General features: G+C 74.6%; 12 protein-coding genes. 11 read left to right on the top strand and 1 reads right to left on the bottom strand.

The window, feature by feature from the left end; all coding sequences use genetic code 11:
- The first annotated feature begins 22 nt into the window (after nucleotides 1–22).
- The 4 genes from IFT90_RS04390 (at nucleotide 23) to IFT90_RS04405 (ending at nucleotide 3,802) form a co-directional block, all read left to right on the top strand.
- On the top strand, nucleotides 23–1,096 hold the full coding sequence (locus IFT90_RS04390; RefSeq protein ID WP_192041122.1) for an iron ABC transporter permease: 1,074 nt from the start codon (nucleotides 23–25) through the stop codon (nucleotides 1,094–1,096).
- A complete protein-coding gene (locus tag IFT90_RS04395) occupies nucleotides 1,093–2,184 on the top strand; it encodes an iron chelate uptake ABC transporter family permease subunit (RefSeq protein WP_192041123.1) in 1,092 nt (363 codons plus the stop codon). The genes IFT90_RS04390 and IFT90_RS04395 overlap by 4 nt, the downstream gene beginning before the upstream one ends.
- On the top strand, nucleotides 2,181–3,050 hold the full coding sequence (locus IFT90_RS04400) for an ABC transporter ATP-binding protein (RefSeq protein WP_371812093.1): 870 nt from the start codon (nucleotides 2,181–2,183) through the stop codon (nucleotides 3,048–3,050). Before IFT90_RS04395 ends, IFT90_RS04400 begins: the two co-directional genes overlap by 4 nt.
- Before the next feature lie 71 nt (nucleotides 3,051–3,121).
- Entirely contained in the window at nucleotides 3,122–3,802 is a 681-nt protein-coding gene (locus IFT90_RS04405) for an SDR family oxidoreductase (protein WP_192041124.1), read from the top strand.
- Nucleotides 3,803–3,832: 30 nt separating this feature from the next.
- Here IFT90_RS04405 and IFT90_RS04410 read toward each other — a convergent pair whose 3' ends face one another.
- Nucleotides 3,833–4,324 (bottom strand): MarR family winged helix-turn-helix transcriptional regulator, encoded by a 492-nt coding sequence (locus IFT90_RS04410; RefSeq protein ID WP_123548099.1) that lies wholly within the window; start codon nucleotides 4,322–4,324, stop codon nucleotides 3,833–3,835.
- Nucleotides 4,325–4,571: 247 nt separating this feature from the next.
- On the opposite strand from IFT90_RS04410, the gene IFT90_RS16635 reads away from it, so the two are divergent.
- The 7 genes from IFT90_RS16635 to IFT90_RS04440 are packed head-to-tail and all read left to right on the top strand — an operon-like array spanning nucleotide 4,572 to nucleotide 12,537.
- The gene (locus IFT90_RS16635; protein WP_199861632.1) at nucleotides 4,572–4,847 is read left to right on the top strand and encodes a hypothetical protein; all 276 of its coding nucleotides are present in this window, start codon (nucleotides 4,572–4,574) and stop codon (nucleotides 4,845–4,847) included.
- The gene (locus tag IFT90_RS04415) at nucleotides 4,847–6,244 is read left to right on the top strand and encodes an ABC transporter substrate-binding protein (RefSeq protein ID WP_244644809.1); all 1,398 of its coding nucleotides are present in this window, start codon (nucleotides 4,847–4,849) and stop codon (nucleotides 6,242–6,244) included. Before IFT90_RS16635 ends, IFT90_RS04415 begins: the two co-directional genes overlap by 1 nt.
- A 3-nt stretch (nucleotides 6,245–6,247) precedes the next feature.
- Entirely contained in the window at nucleotides 6,248–7,201 is a 954-nt protein-coding gene (locus tag IFT90_RS04420; RefSeq protein ID WP_123548101.1) for an ABC transporter permease, read from the top strand.
- On the top strand, nucleotides 7,201–8,079 hold the full coding sequence (locus IFT90_RS04425) for an ABC transporter permease (RefSeq protein ID WP_192041125.1): 879 nt from the start codon (nucleotides 7,201–7,203) through the stop codon (nucleotides 8,077–8,079). The genes IFT90_RS04420 and IFT90_RS04425 overlap by 1 nt, the downstream gene beginning before the upstream one ends.
- 5 nt (nucleotides 8,080–8,084) lie before the next feature.
- Nucleotides 8,085–10,040, top strand: coding sequence for a gamma-glutamyltransferase family protein (locus tag IFT90_RS04430; RefSeq protein ID WP_371812095.1), 1,956 nt, complete (start codon nucleotides 8,085–8,087; stop codon nucleotides 10,038–10,040).
- The gene (locus IFT90_RS04435; protein ID WP_192041126.1) at nucleotides 10,024–11,736 is read left to right on the top strand and encodes an ABC transporter ATP-binding protein; all 1,713 of its coding nucleotides are present in this window, start codon (nucleotides 10,024–10,026) and stop codon (nucleotides 11,734–11,736) included. Before IFT90_RS04430 ends, IFT90_RS04435 begins: the two co-directional genes overlap by 17 nt.
- 60 nt (nucleotides 11,737–11,796) lie before the next feature.
- Nucleotides 11,797–12,537 carry a GntR family transcriptional regulator gene (locus tag IFT90_RS04440; protein ID WP_371812096.1) on the top strand — a complete coding sequence of 247 codons (741 nt, stop codon included), beginning with the start codon at nucleotides 11,797–11,799 and terminating at the stop codon, nucleotides 12,535–12,537.
- Nucleotides 12,538–12,542 lie beyond the last annotated feature (5 nt).

The raw sequence follows: 12,542 nt of genomic DNA on the forward strand, positions 1-12,542 counted from the left end.
AGGTTAGCCTAAGCTCATCTGCATGGCGACCACCACCCCGCCCGGAGCCGTCCGGGCCCCGCGGGCCGCCGCCCGGACCCGCCGGAGGGTCACGGGCCTCGTCGTGGCGGTCGTCCTGCTCGCGGTCGCCCTCCTCCTCAGCCTCGCCGTCGGGGCCCGGCCCGTCGCGCTCGTCGACGTCGTCCAGGTCCTGCGCGGGCTGCTGCCCGGTGCCGCCGTCCCGGCAGGCGTCGAGCCCGCCGACGTCGCCGCCGTGCTCGACCTCCGGCTGCCGCGCACCGCCGCCGCGCTCGTGGCCGGGGCCGGCCTCGGGGTCGCGGGCGCCGTCGTGCAGGCCGTCACGCGCAACCCCCTCGCCGACCCCGGCATCCTCGGCGTCACGGCGGGCAGCGCGTTCGCGGTGTCGATCGCCGTCGGCTTCGCCGGGGTCACGGCCGCGAGCGGCTGGATCTGGTTCTCCTTCGTCGGCGCGGCCCTCGCCGCGGTCACGGTCTCGCTGGTCGGGGGAGCCGGCAGGTCCGGCGGCAGCCCCGCGCGGCTGACGCTCTCGGGCATCGCCCTGGGGGCCGTGCTGAGCGGGATCACCTCCTCCATCGTCCTCGCCGACCCGCGTCGCTTCGACGCCGTCCGCGCCTGGGAGGTCGGCTCGCTGGCCGACCGCGGCTGGGGGCCGGTCGCGACCGTCGCCCCCTTCGTCGTGGTCGGCGTCGTCCTCGCGCTGCTGGTCTCGCGTCCGCTCGACGCGGTGGCCCTCGGCGACGACCACGCCTCGTCCGTGGGCGTCTCGGTGCCCCTCGTGCGCGTGGCCGCCCTCGTCGTCGTGACCCTCCTGGCAGGAGGCGCGACGGCCGTGGTCGGGCCGATCGCGTTCCTGGGGCTGATGGTCGCGCACGCCGCCCGCGGCGTCGTCGGCGCCAGCCAGCCGTGGACGATCGGGCTCAGCGCCCTGCTGGGGCCCGTGCTGCTGCTGCTCGCCGACGTGCTGGGGCGGGTCGTCGCGCCTCCGGGCGAGCTCGCCGCCGGCCTCGTGACCGCGGCGATCGGCGCACCCGTGCTGATCGTCGTCGCCCGCCGCCTCACCGGCGGTGCGCGATGAGGGGCCTGGACCCGCGCGGCCCCGGTCTCGACCCGCGCGCGGACCCCGGCTCCGGAGCGCGTCGACCCGGCGTCGGGGCATCTCGACCTGCCCTCGGTCGCCTCCGGCCCCGCAGCCGTCGCGCGGTCGCCACCGCCTCCCTCGCGATCGTCGCGGTCGTCGTCGCCGTGGTCGCCCTCGGCCTCGGCGACTACCCGCTCAGCCCGCCGGAGGTGCTCCGCGCCCTGCTCGGCGGCGACGGCTTCGCGTCGACGATCGTGCTGCAGTGGCGGCTGCCCCGCGTGCTGGCCGCGCTCGTGTTCGGGGCCGCGCTGGGCGCCTCCGGGGCCGTGTTCCAGTCGCTGACCCGCAACCCCCTCGGGTCGCCCGACGTGATCGGCTTCTCGACCGGGGCCTACACGGGCGCGATCGTCGTCATCGTCTCGGGTGCCGCCTCCGCCGTGGGCACGGCTCTCGGCGCGCTCGTCGGCGGCCTCGCGACGGCACTCGTCGTGTACCTGCTCGCGTGGCGCAAGGGGGTCCACGGGCTGCGGCTGATCATCGTCGGCATCGCCGTCACCGCCCTGCTGCACTCCGTCAACAGCTGGCTGCTGCTGCGGGCCCAGGCCGAGGTGGCCCTGTCCGCGTCGTTCTGGGGCGCCGGGTCGCTGGCCCTGGTCGGCTGGTCCGAGCTGCTGCCGGCTGCCGTGCTGATCGCGGTGCTGGCGGTGCTCGTCGCGGGCCTGGCACGGCCCCTCCGCCAGTTGGAGCTCGGCGACGACGCGGCCCGCGCCCACGGCCTGCGCGCCGAGGGCACGCGTCTCGCCCTCGTGGTGGTCGCCGTCGCGCTGACCGCGGTCGTCACCGCCAGCACCGGGCCGATCATCTTCGTCGCGCTCGCCGCGCCCCAGCTCGCCCGTCGGGTGGTGCGCTCGGCCGGGGTCCCCCTGCTCGGCTCGGCCTTGGTCGGCGGGCTGCTGCTGCTCGTCGCCGACGTCGTCGCCCAGCACGTCACCACCACGCCCGTGCCCGTCGGCCTCGTCACGCTCGTGATCGGCGGCGCCTACCTGATCAGCCTGCTCGTCGCAGAATCCCGGAGGACCCGGTGACCGACCCCGTCACGCCCGACCCGCTCGTGCCCGGCCCCGTCCTGCGCGCCGGGGCCACGCCCGCCGGCGCCAGACCCGGCGGCGCCACGCCGCGCCTCGCAGCCCGCGGCGCGCACCTCGCGTACGACCGCCGCACCGTCTCGTCGTCGATCGACGCCGAGGTCCGCGACGGCTCCTTCACCGTGATCGTCGGGCCGAACGCCTGCGGCAAGTCGACCCTCCTGCGGGCGTTCTCGCGCCTCCTCGCCCCTCGCTCCGGAGCGGTGCTGCTCGACGGCCGCGACCTCGCGACGGTGCCCGCGAAGGAGGCGGCGCGCACGGTCGGCCTGCTGCCCCAGTCGTCGACCGCCCCCGAGGGCATCACCGTGGGCGAGCTCGTGTCCCGGGGCCGGTACCCGCACCAGGGCATGTTCCGGCAGTGGTCGGACGCCGACCGCGCCGCCGTCGCGACCGCGCTCGCCGAGACCGACCTCGTCGACCTGGCCGAGGTGCCGGTCGACGAGCTCTCGGGCGGGCAGCGGCAGCGCGTCTGGGTCGCGATGGCGCTCGCGCAGCAGACCTCGGTGCTGCTGCTCGACGAGCCCACCACGTACCTCGACATGGCCCACCAGTACGACCTGCTCGATCTCTTCGCGCGGCTGCACGAGCAGGGCACGACCGTCGTCGCCGTGCTGCACGACCTCGCGCAGGCCGCGCGCTACGCCACGGACCTGATCGTGATGAGCGACGGCGAGGTGGTCGCGACCGGCGCCCCGGCCGACGTGCTCACGGCCGAGCTCGTCGAGGACGTCTTCGACCTGCCGTGCCTCGTGGTGCCCGATCCCGTGACGGGGACGCCCCTCGTCGTGCCGCGCCGGCGGCGCTGAGGCGGGGCCGGCGGGGCTGGGGCGGCGCCGGGCGCGGGCGGGTGCTCGGGCGCCGCGCGTACGCTCCGGGCATGACCGATCTGCAGGGAGCCGTCGTGCTCGTCGCCGGGGCGTCGGGCGGCCTCGGCTCCCGGATCGCCGCGCAGCTGTCCGACCAGGGGGCCGTCGTCGTGCGGGCCGGACGCGCCGGGGGAGCCCTGACCGGGCCCGACGCCTACGTCGCCGACCTCCGCGAGCCGGGCGGCGGGGCGTCGCTCGTCGCCGCGGCGCTCCAGGCCCACGGGCGTCTCGACGGTGTCGTCGTGGCGGCCGGAGTCGTCGGGTTCGGACCTGCCGACGCCGTCAGCGACGAGGCTCTCGACGAGTTGGTCCAGACCAACCTGCTGGCTCCCGTCCGGCTGCTGCGCGACGCGTCGGAGGCGCTCGCCGCGTCCGCAGCCGCCGGGCGTGACCCGTTCGCCGTCACGATCAGCGGCGTCGTCGCGGAGTCGCCGACCGCGGGCATGGCCGCGTACTCCGCGGCCAAGGCGGGCCTGGCCGCGTGGGTGAGCGCCGCCTCCCGCGAGTTCAGGAGGCGCGGCGTCCGTCTCGTGGACGCGCGACCCGGGCACACGGAGACCGGACTCGCGACGCGGCCGATCACCGGCGAGGCGCCGAGCTTCCCGACCGGGCTCGACCCCGACGCGGTCGCGGCCCGCATCGTCCGGGCGATCGTCGACGGCGAGAAGGACCTGCCCAGCACCAGCTTCTGACCTGGCGCGTCCGGGCTGGTCCGTCGGGGATCAGGCGAAGCCGGTGCCCAGTTCGCGCAGCAGGTCGGCCAGCTGGTCGCGCTGCTGGCGGGTCAGCGACCCGAGCGGGGAGTGCTCGGCCTCGAGCAGGTCGAGCATGGCCCGGTCGACGAGATCGACGCCCTCCTCCGTGATGCGGATGAGCGCGGCGCGGCCGTCGCGCGGGTCGGCGCGGCGCTCGACGAGGCTGCGCTCGACGAGCCGGTCGAGCCGGTTCGTCATCGTGCCGCTCGTGACCATGGTGGCCGTGACGAGGTCCTTGGGGCTGAGCTCGAAGGGGTCGCCGGCCCGCCGCAGGGTCGACAGCACGTCGAACTCCCAGATCTCGAGGCCCGAGCGCCGGAACGCCTCGGCGCGCACCCGGTCGAGCCGTCGGGAGATGCGGCGCAGCCGCGAGAAGACGTCGAGCGCTGCGAAGTCGATGTCGGGCCGCACGCGCGCCCAGGCGTCGATGATCAGGTCGACCTCGTCGTTGGTGTTCACGCAGCAGTCCTCTCGGGCGGGGGGCACCCCCGATCATGCCCCTCGAAGGTGCGGGTCGCCTCGACGCCGCCCCGCGCGCGCCCTGGCGGCGTGCGCTGCCTGCCCCGTGAGCTCCCACTCGACCCGCGTCGCCCACCCTCGTCCGGGGCACGTTTTACACGTCCGTAACAAGTTGTATACAAGAGCGCGCCATCGGGACTGATTGCATTCAATCCACTTCCTCCCGCACCCGAGCATCGGACCACACATGCCTCTGACCTCGCTCTCCTCGCGATCCGCCTCCCGGCGTCGCGCGCTCACGCTGCCGGCTGCAGCCCTCGGCATCGTCCTCGTGGCGACCGGGTGCCAGCAGGTCCAGACGGCCGACACCGCCGCCACGAGCAGCCGGGAGGACATCTCGTCCGCCCCGATCGGCGATGCGACGATCGTCGAGGGCGGCGACCTCGTCATGGCGCTCTCGGCCGAGCCCGACCGGCTCGACCCGACCCGACCACCTCCTCGTCCCTCTACACGCGCTACGTGATGGAGACGATGTGCCAGAAGCTGTACGACATCGACGCCGAGGGCGCCATCGTGCCGATGCTCGCGACCGAGCTGCCCGACGTCAGCGACGACGGCCTCACCGTCACGTTCCCCGTGCGCACGGACGCCGTCTTCGCCGACGGCACCCCGCTCGACGCGGAGGCGGTCGTCGGCACCCTGCAGCGCGGCCTCGACAAGGACGACTCGTCGCGCCGGAGCGAGCTCGGACCGATCACCGGCATCTCGGCGGTCGACGACGAGACCGTCGAGGTCACCTACTCCGAGCCCTTCGCCCCGCTGACGGCGGCCCTCGCCGACCGTGCGGGCATGGTGATGTCGCCCACGGCGCTCGCCTCGGCCGGCGACGCGTTCGGGGACGCCCCCGTCTGCGTCGGCCCGTACAAGTTCGTCGAGCGCGTGCCGCAGACCTCGATCACCGTCGAGCGCGACCCGCTCTACTACGACGCCGAGTCGGCCCACTTCGACACGATCACGTACCGCATCATCACCGACGCGAGCATCCGCGCGGCGAACCTGCAGTCGGGCGACGTGCAGGTCGCCGACTCGATGTCGACGCAGGACGTCGGCACGCTGAAGGAGGACGACTCGCTCACCGTGCTCGAGGTCGGCTCCCTCGGCTACCAGGGCCTGACGGTCAACATCGGCAACCAGGACGGCATCGGCACCGACCCCGTGCAGCTCGACGGCCCGCTCGCGAGCGACGCCGCGGTGCGCCAGGCGCTGTCGATGTCGATCGACCGGGAGGCGCTCGTCAAGACCGTCTTCGGCGGCCTCTACGACCCTGCCTGCTCCCCGATCTCGCCGAGCAGCCCCTTCGCCACCGACGCGAGCGACGCCTGCCCCGACTACGACCCGGAGGCGGCGGTGCAGATGCTCGAGGACGAGGGCGTGGAGACCCCCCTCGCCATCGACATGCAGGTGAGCAACAACCCGGACACCGTGCGCTTCGCCCAGGCGCTGCAGGCCCAGGTCGCCGAGGGCGGCTTCGAGCTGACCATCACCCCCGTCGAGTACTCGACGCTGCTCGACGTGCAGACCGAGGGCGACTTCGAGGCGCTGCAGCTCGGCTGGTCGGGCCGCATCGACCCGAACGGCAACATGTTCAACTTCCTGTCGACCGGCGCCGGCAACAACTACAGCGGCTACAGCGACGACGAGGTGGACGAGCTGCTCAGCGACGCCGCCTCGACGACCGACGTCGACGAGCGGGCCGAGCTCTACGGCCAAGTCGTCGAGAAGGTGCAGGAGGACTCGCCGATCATCTACCTGTACCGCGTGCGCAGCCTCACCGCGCTGTCGAACGACATCGCCGGGGTGTCCACCTTCGCCGACGGCGTCGTGCGCCTCAGCACCGCCGCCTTCGTCGAGGCCGACTGAGCCATGGCGCGCTACCTCCTCACCCGCCTGTGGCAGTCGGCGGTGACGCTCGTGCTCGCCTCCGTCGTGGTCTTCGTCGGCGTCCGGCAGCTGCCGGGCGACCCTGCCCTCGCCCTGGCGGGTGAGGAGGCCAGCCCGCAGCAGGTCGCGGCCATCCGCGCCGACCTCGGGCTCGACGACCCGCTCGTCGTGCAGTACCTCCGCTTCGTCGGGGCGTTCCTCCGGGGCGACCTCGGCCAGTCCACCCGGACCGGCACCCCCGTGGCCGACCTGATCGGCGCGACGCTGCCGGTCACCCTGTGGCTCGCGCTGTACGCCATCGTCGTGGCCGTGCTCGTCGGCGTCGCCCTGGGCGTCGTCGCCGAGCGCTGGCGCGGACGCTGGCCCGAGTGGATGGCCAACGCCGCCGCCCTCGTCGGCCTGAGCGTGCCGAACTTCTGGCTCGGCATCCTGGCCATCCTCTGGCTGGCCGTCGGGCTGGGGATCTTCCCCGCCTCCGGGTACGTCCCCGTCACCGAGGACCCGTGGCAGGCCCTCGTGCACCTGACCCTGCCGGCGCTCATCCTCGGCACCTCCCTCGCCGCCGTGATCATGCGGCAGACGCGGGCCTCGATGATCGAGACGATGACGACGGACTACGTCCGCACGGCCCGCGCCAAGGGCCTCGGACGGGGCCGGGTGCTGCTCCGCTACGGGCTCCGCAACTCGATGATCGTCGTCGTGACGATCGTCGGACTGCAGCTCGGCGGGCTGATCTCGGGCGCCGTCGTGACCGAGCGCATCTTCGCCCTGCCGGGCTTCGGCAAGCTCACCCTCGACGCGGTCTTCACGCGCGACTACCCGGTCGTGCAGGCCGTCGTGCTCGTCATCACGCTCGGCTACATCCTGATCAACCTCGTCGTCGACGTGCTCTACAGCGTCCTCAACCCGCGCATCCGAGTCGGAGGAGCCTCCTGATGACCGTCCTCGTGCCCACCTCCCACGAGCTCGGCTCCGACCGGGGCCGCGTCTGGGGCCAGCTGCGCCGCAACAAGCTCGGCGCGACCGGCGGCGTGATGCTGCTCGTCGTCCTCGTCGCGGGGATCGCCGCCCCGCTCATCGCACCGTACGGCCCGGCCGAGGTGCACTTCGACGCCCCGTTCCAGCTGCCCGGCACGATCGGGTACCTGCTCGGCACCGACGACCTCGGCCGCGACATCCTCTCGCGCACGGTCTACGGCATCCGCGTCTCGCTCGTCGTCGGCGTGCTCAGCGTCGTGCTGGCCGTCGTCGTCGGCACCCCGCTCGGGCTGATCGCGGGCTACTGGCGCTGGCTCGACGCCATCGTGTCGCGCCTGACCGACGTGATGCTCGCGTTCCCGTTCCTCATCATCGCCGTCGCGCTCGCCGCCATCAGCGGGCCGAGCCTCGGCAACGCGGTGGTCGCCCTCGGCATCGCGCAGATCCCCACCATGATCCGCGTGGTGCGCGGCGAGACGATGCGCATCCGCTCGACCGACTTCGTGCTGAGCGCCCGGACGATGGACGCGACCGGCCTGCGGGTGATCTTCGCCCACGTGCTGCCGAACTGCGTCTCGGCGATCATCGTCCAGGCGACGGTCATCATGCCGGTCGCGGTGATCGGGGAGGCGCTGCTCTCGTTCCTGGGGCTCGGCATCCAGCCGCCGACGGCCAGTCTGGGCATCATGCTCTCCGACGCGCAGCAGTACCTGTCGAACGCCCCGTTCGCCGCCGTCGTCCCGGGCCTCGCCATCGCCGTCATCTGCCTCGGCTTCAACCTCGTCGGCGACGCGCTCCGCGACGCCCTCGACCCGACCTCCCGCGAACGGACCTGATCCTCGTGACCTACACCGCACCTCCCGCGTTCACCACCCGGCCCGACCTCCGCGGCACCTTCGGCATGACCGCCTCGACGCACTGGCTCGCGACGGCCTCGGCCCAGTCGGTGCTCGAGCGCGGCGGCAACGCCTTCGACGCGGCGGTCGCCGGCGCGTTCGTGCTGCACGTCGTCGAGCCGCACCTCAACGGGCCGGGCGGCGACATGACGGCGGTGTTCGCGACGGCCGACGAGCCGGGCCGGCCCGTCGTGCTGATGGGGCAGGGGCCGGCGCCCGCCGGCGCGACGGTCGAGCACTACCGCGCCGAGGGACTCGACCTCGTCCCGGGGTCGGGCGCCCTCGCCGCGGCCGTGCCCGGCGCGGTCGACGCGTGGCTGCTCCTGCTCCGCGACCACGGCACGTGGGAGCTCGCCGACGTGCTCGCCTACGCGATCGGCTACGCCCGCGACGGGCACCCGATCACCGCGCGGGTGACCGAGACGATCGGTGCCGTCGCCGGGCTGTTCGCCGATCACTGGCCCACGTCGGCCGACCGGTGGCTCGTCGACGGGGCGCCGCCGGCCCCTGGCGAGATGGTCGTGAACGAGGCCTACGCCCGGGTGCTCGACGGGCTGGTGGCCGCAGGAGGCGCGCTGCCGGCCGCCGACGCCGGTCCCGCACCGCGGACGCCCGGCACCGACGGCCCCGGCTCCTCGCGCGCCGAGGCGGCCCGCCGTGCCCGTGTCGACGCCGCGCGCACCGAGTGGGCCGAGGGCCTGGTGGCGACCTCGATCGACGCCTTCGTGCGGACGCCGCACCGGCACTCGACCGGAGGCGACCACGCGGGGGTGGTGCGCGCCTCCGACCTGGCCGCCTTCCGCGCCTCGACCGAGGAGGCGACGACCGTCGGGTTCCGCGGCCACGTCGTCGCGAAGACCGGCGCCTGGGGGCAGGGCCCGGCCCTGCTGCAGGTGCTGGCGATGCTCGACCCGCTGCCGGACGAGCTGCTCGACCCCTCGACCGTCGAGGGCGCGCACACGATCGTCGAGGCGCTCAAGCTCGCGATGGCCGACCGCGAGGCCTGGTACGGCGACCGCGACGTGCCGCTCGACCGCCTGCTGTCGGCGGAGTACGCCGCCGAGCGCCGCGCCCTGATCGGCCGGACCGCGTCGCACGAGCTGCGTCCGGGCGACGCCGGGGGCGCAGGAGGCGCGGGCCGCCTCCCGACGCTCCGCACCGACGACGAGGTGGCCGGCCCCGGCGCCGGCGTGGGGGAGCCCACCGTCGGCTCGTTCTCCGCCGCCGCCCCCGGCGCCGTCCCGACCGCCGTGCCCGCCGACGACGCCCGTCAGCCGGGTGCCGAGCCCGACGTCGCGCCGACCGGCGAGACCCGCGGCGACACCTGCCACATCGACGTGGTCGACCGCTGGGGCAACGTCGTCTCGGCAACGCCCTCCGGCGGCTGGCTGCAGTCGTCGCCGACGATCCCCGAGCTCGGCTTCTGCCTCGGCAGCCGCCTCCAGATGAGCTGGCTCGAGGAGGGCACCGCCTCGACGCTCGAGCCCGGTCGTCGCCCCCGCACCACCCTGACGCCGACCCTCGTGCTGCGCGACGGCCAGCCGCTGGTCGCCCTCGGCTCGCCCGGCGGAGACCAGCAGGACCAGTGGCAGCTCCTCTACCTGCTGCGCACGATCGTCGGCGGCTGGACCCCGCAGCAGGCGATCGACGCCCCGGCCCTGCACACGACGTCGTTCCCCGGCTCGTTCTGGCCGCGCACCTGGACGCCGGGCGGCGTCGTCGTCGAGGACCGCCTCGGCGACGAGCTGATCGCCGGCCTCGAGGCCCGAGGCCACGTCGTCACCCGCTCGGGAGACTGGTCGCTCGGCCGGCTGTCGAGCGTCACCCGAGACCCCGAGACCGGCGTGCTGGGCGCCGCCGCCAACCCCCGAGGAGCACAGGCCTATGCCGCAGGACGCTGAGACGACGAGCACGACCACGCCGACGAGCGTGAGCACCAGCACCAGCACCAGCACCAGCACCAGCACGGCCGACGACCCCCTGCTCGCCGTCCGCGGCCTGCGGGTCGCGTTCGGCGACCGCGACGTCGTGCACGGGGTCGACCTCGACGTGGCGCGCGGCGAGCGCGTCGCGATCGTCGGCCAGTCCGGCTCGGGCAAGTCGACGGTTGTCGCGGCCGTGCTGCAGCTGCTGCCCGGTGCCGGGCACGTCACGGGCGGCACGGTCCACCTCGGCGGCGACGAGCTGACCGGGGCGGGCGAGGCGCGGATGCGGTCGGTCCGCGGCGCCCGCATCGGCCTCGTGCCGCAGGACCCGTCGACGAACCTCAACCCCTCGTTGACCGTCGGGGCGCAGATCGCGGACGCCCTGCGTGCGGGCGGTGCGCGCGGCCGGGCCGCCGTCGGCCGACGCGTCGTCGAGCTGATGACCGAGGCCGGCATCCCCGAGGCCGACCGGCGGGCGGGCCAGTACCCGCACGAGTTCTCCGGCGGCATGCGCCAGCGCGTGCTGATCGCCGTGGCCCTCGCCCGCGACCCCGAGCTGCTCATCGCCGACGAGCCGACGAGCGCGCTCGACGTGACGGTGCAGCGGCAGATCCTCGACCACCTGCAGACTCTGGTCGACGCGCACGGCACGTCGCTCCTCTTCATCACGCACGACCTCGGCGTCGCGGCCGACCGGACCGACCGCATCGTCGTCATGCTCGACGGCCGCGTCGTCGAGCAGGGCACGCCGCGGCAGATCCTGCTCGACCCGCAGCACGAGTACACGAAGCGCCTGGTGGCCGCGGCGCCGACGGTGGCCGCCGCCGCGGCGCTCAGGGCCGAGGAGCCCGTCGGCGACGGGCAGCAGGGGGCCGAGGAGGCGCGGGCCGACCCGATCCTGGTCGTGACGGACCTCGTCAAGGAGTACCGCCTCCGGGGTCGTCGGGGCGAGACCGTGCGGGCCGTCGACGGCATCTCGTTCGAGGTCCCGCGGGGCACGACCACCGCGGTCGTCGGCGAGTCGGGCTCAGGCAAGACGACGCTGTCGCGGATCGTGCTGGGGATCGAGCCGGCCACGTCGGGCTCCGCCCTCATCGACGGCGAGGGCATCACCGCCAGTCGGGGCGCCGCGCGACGGGCCCTGCGCCGTCGCGTGCAGCCCGTCTTCCAGGACCCGTACGGCTCGCTCGACCCCACCTACAGCGTCGAGCGGCTGGTCGACGAGCCGCTGCGCATCTTCGGGGTCGGCGACCGTGCCGGCCGCCGGGCGCGCGTGGCCGAGCTGCTCGACCAGGTGGCGCTGCCGCGCTCGGTCGGGCAGAGCCGGCCGAACGAGCTGTCGGGCGGCCAGCGACAGCGCGTCGCGATCGCCCGGGCCCTCGCGCTCGAGCCCGAGCTGCTGATCTGCGACGAGGCCGTCTCGGCCCTCGACGTGCTCGTGCAGGAGCAGATCCTCGAGCTGCTCGCCGAGCTGCAGGGCCGCCTCGGGCTCAGCTACCTGTTCATCACGCACGACCTCGCCGTGGTGCGCCAGATCGCCCATAGTGTGGTGGTGATGCGACGCGGTCGCATCGTCGAGCGGGGCAGCGTCGACGACGTGTTCCTCGCCCCGACGGACGAGTACACCCACCACCTCCTAGGAGCGATCCCCGGTGCCAGCCTCGCTGTCTGAGCCAGCCCGACGGGCGGGTCGCGTCCCGTCCCGTCCCGTCGTGCCCTGCGGAGCACGACCGTGCTGAGCGTCGTCGACGCCGTGCGGGCGGACATCGTGCAGGGGGTGCTGCAGCCGGGCACGCGGATCACGGAGGCGGCGCTCGCCGAGCGCTACGGCGTCTCCCGGGTGCCCGTGCGCGAGGCGCTCCGCGGGCTCGAGGCGGAGGGCTTCGTCGAGTCCCGGCCGAACGTCGGGTCGCGCGTGGCCGAGATCCCGTTCGACGAGGCCGACGACCTCTTCGCGGTCCGGGAGGCGCTCGAGATCTCGACCGCGCGCCGCGCCGCGGCCAGGGCGCGGGCGCGGTTCAGCGGTGGGGACGACCAGGTGGCCGGAGGCGGCAGCAGCGACGCGGACGACGACTGGCGGCGCGTGAGGCGCTCGCTGGAGCAGCTGCTCGACGAGGGCGACGCCGCCGTCGCCCGGGGCGACCTCGATCGCCTGGTCGACCTCAACGAGCGGTTCCACATCGGCATCGCCGAGCTCAGCCGCAGCAGCACGCTCGCGACGCTGCTGCGACAGCTGTCCCGCAAGATCGAGTGGCTCTACGCCCTCGACGAGTTCTCCCGCGGCAAGCGGCTCTGGCCCGACCACCGCGTCATCCTCGCCGCCATCGACGCGGGCGACGCCGACCGGGCAGCGGAGCTGATGGGACGGCACGTGCGCGAGTCCCGCGTCGGGTACCTCGGCCGGACAGCGCCCGCCGAGGTCGTCGAGCAGCTGCGCGCGGCACCCGTCCCCGTCGCGGGCGGCGTCGCGTGACGCGC

It is taken from the genome of Frigoribacterium sp. CFBP 8766, assembly GCF_014841435.1.
GTDB lineage: Bacteria > Actinomycetota > Actinomycetes > Actinomycetales > Microbacteriaceae > Frigoribacterium.

What these genes read in the sequence shown, in the direction of transcription:
- IFT90_RS04395 (WP_192041123.1), top strand. Translation starts at nt 1,093, where the DNA reads ATGAGGGGCCTGGACCCGCGCGGCCCCGGTCTCGACCCGCGCGCGGAC.
- IFT90_RS16635 (WP_199861632.1), top strand. Translation starts at nt 4,572, where the DNA reads ATGCCTCTGACCTCGCTCTCCTCGCGATCCGCCTCCCGGCGTCGCGCG.
- IFT90_RS04435 (WP_192041126.1), top strand. Translation starts at nt 10,024, where the DNA reads ATGCCGCAGGACGCTGAGACGACGAGCACGACCACGCCGACGAGCGTG.
- IFT90_RS04425 (WP_192041125.1), top strand. Translation starts at nt 7,201, where the DNA reads ATGACCGTCCTCGTGCCCACCTCCCACGAGCTCGGCTCCGACCGGGGC.
- IFT90_RS04390 (WP_192041122.1), top strand. Translation starts at nt 23, where the DNA reads ATGGCGACCACCACCCCGCCCGGAGCCGTCCGGGCCCCGCGGGCCGCC.
- IFT90_RS04420 (WP_123548101.1), top strand. Translation starts at nt 6,248, where the DNA reads ATGGCGCGCTACCTCCTCACCCGCCTGTGGCAGTCGGCGGTGACGCTC.
- IFT90_RS04405 (WP_192041124.1), top strand. Translation starts at nt 3,122, where the DNA reads ATGACCGATCTGCAGGGAGCCGTCGTGCTCGTCGCCGGGGCGTCGGGC.
- IFT90_RS04415 (WP_244644809.1), top strand. Translation starts at nt 4,847, where the DNA reads ATGGAGACGATGTGCCAGAAGCTGTACGACATCGACGCCGAGGGCGCC.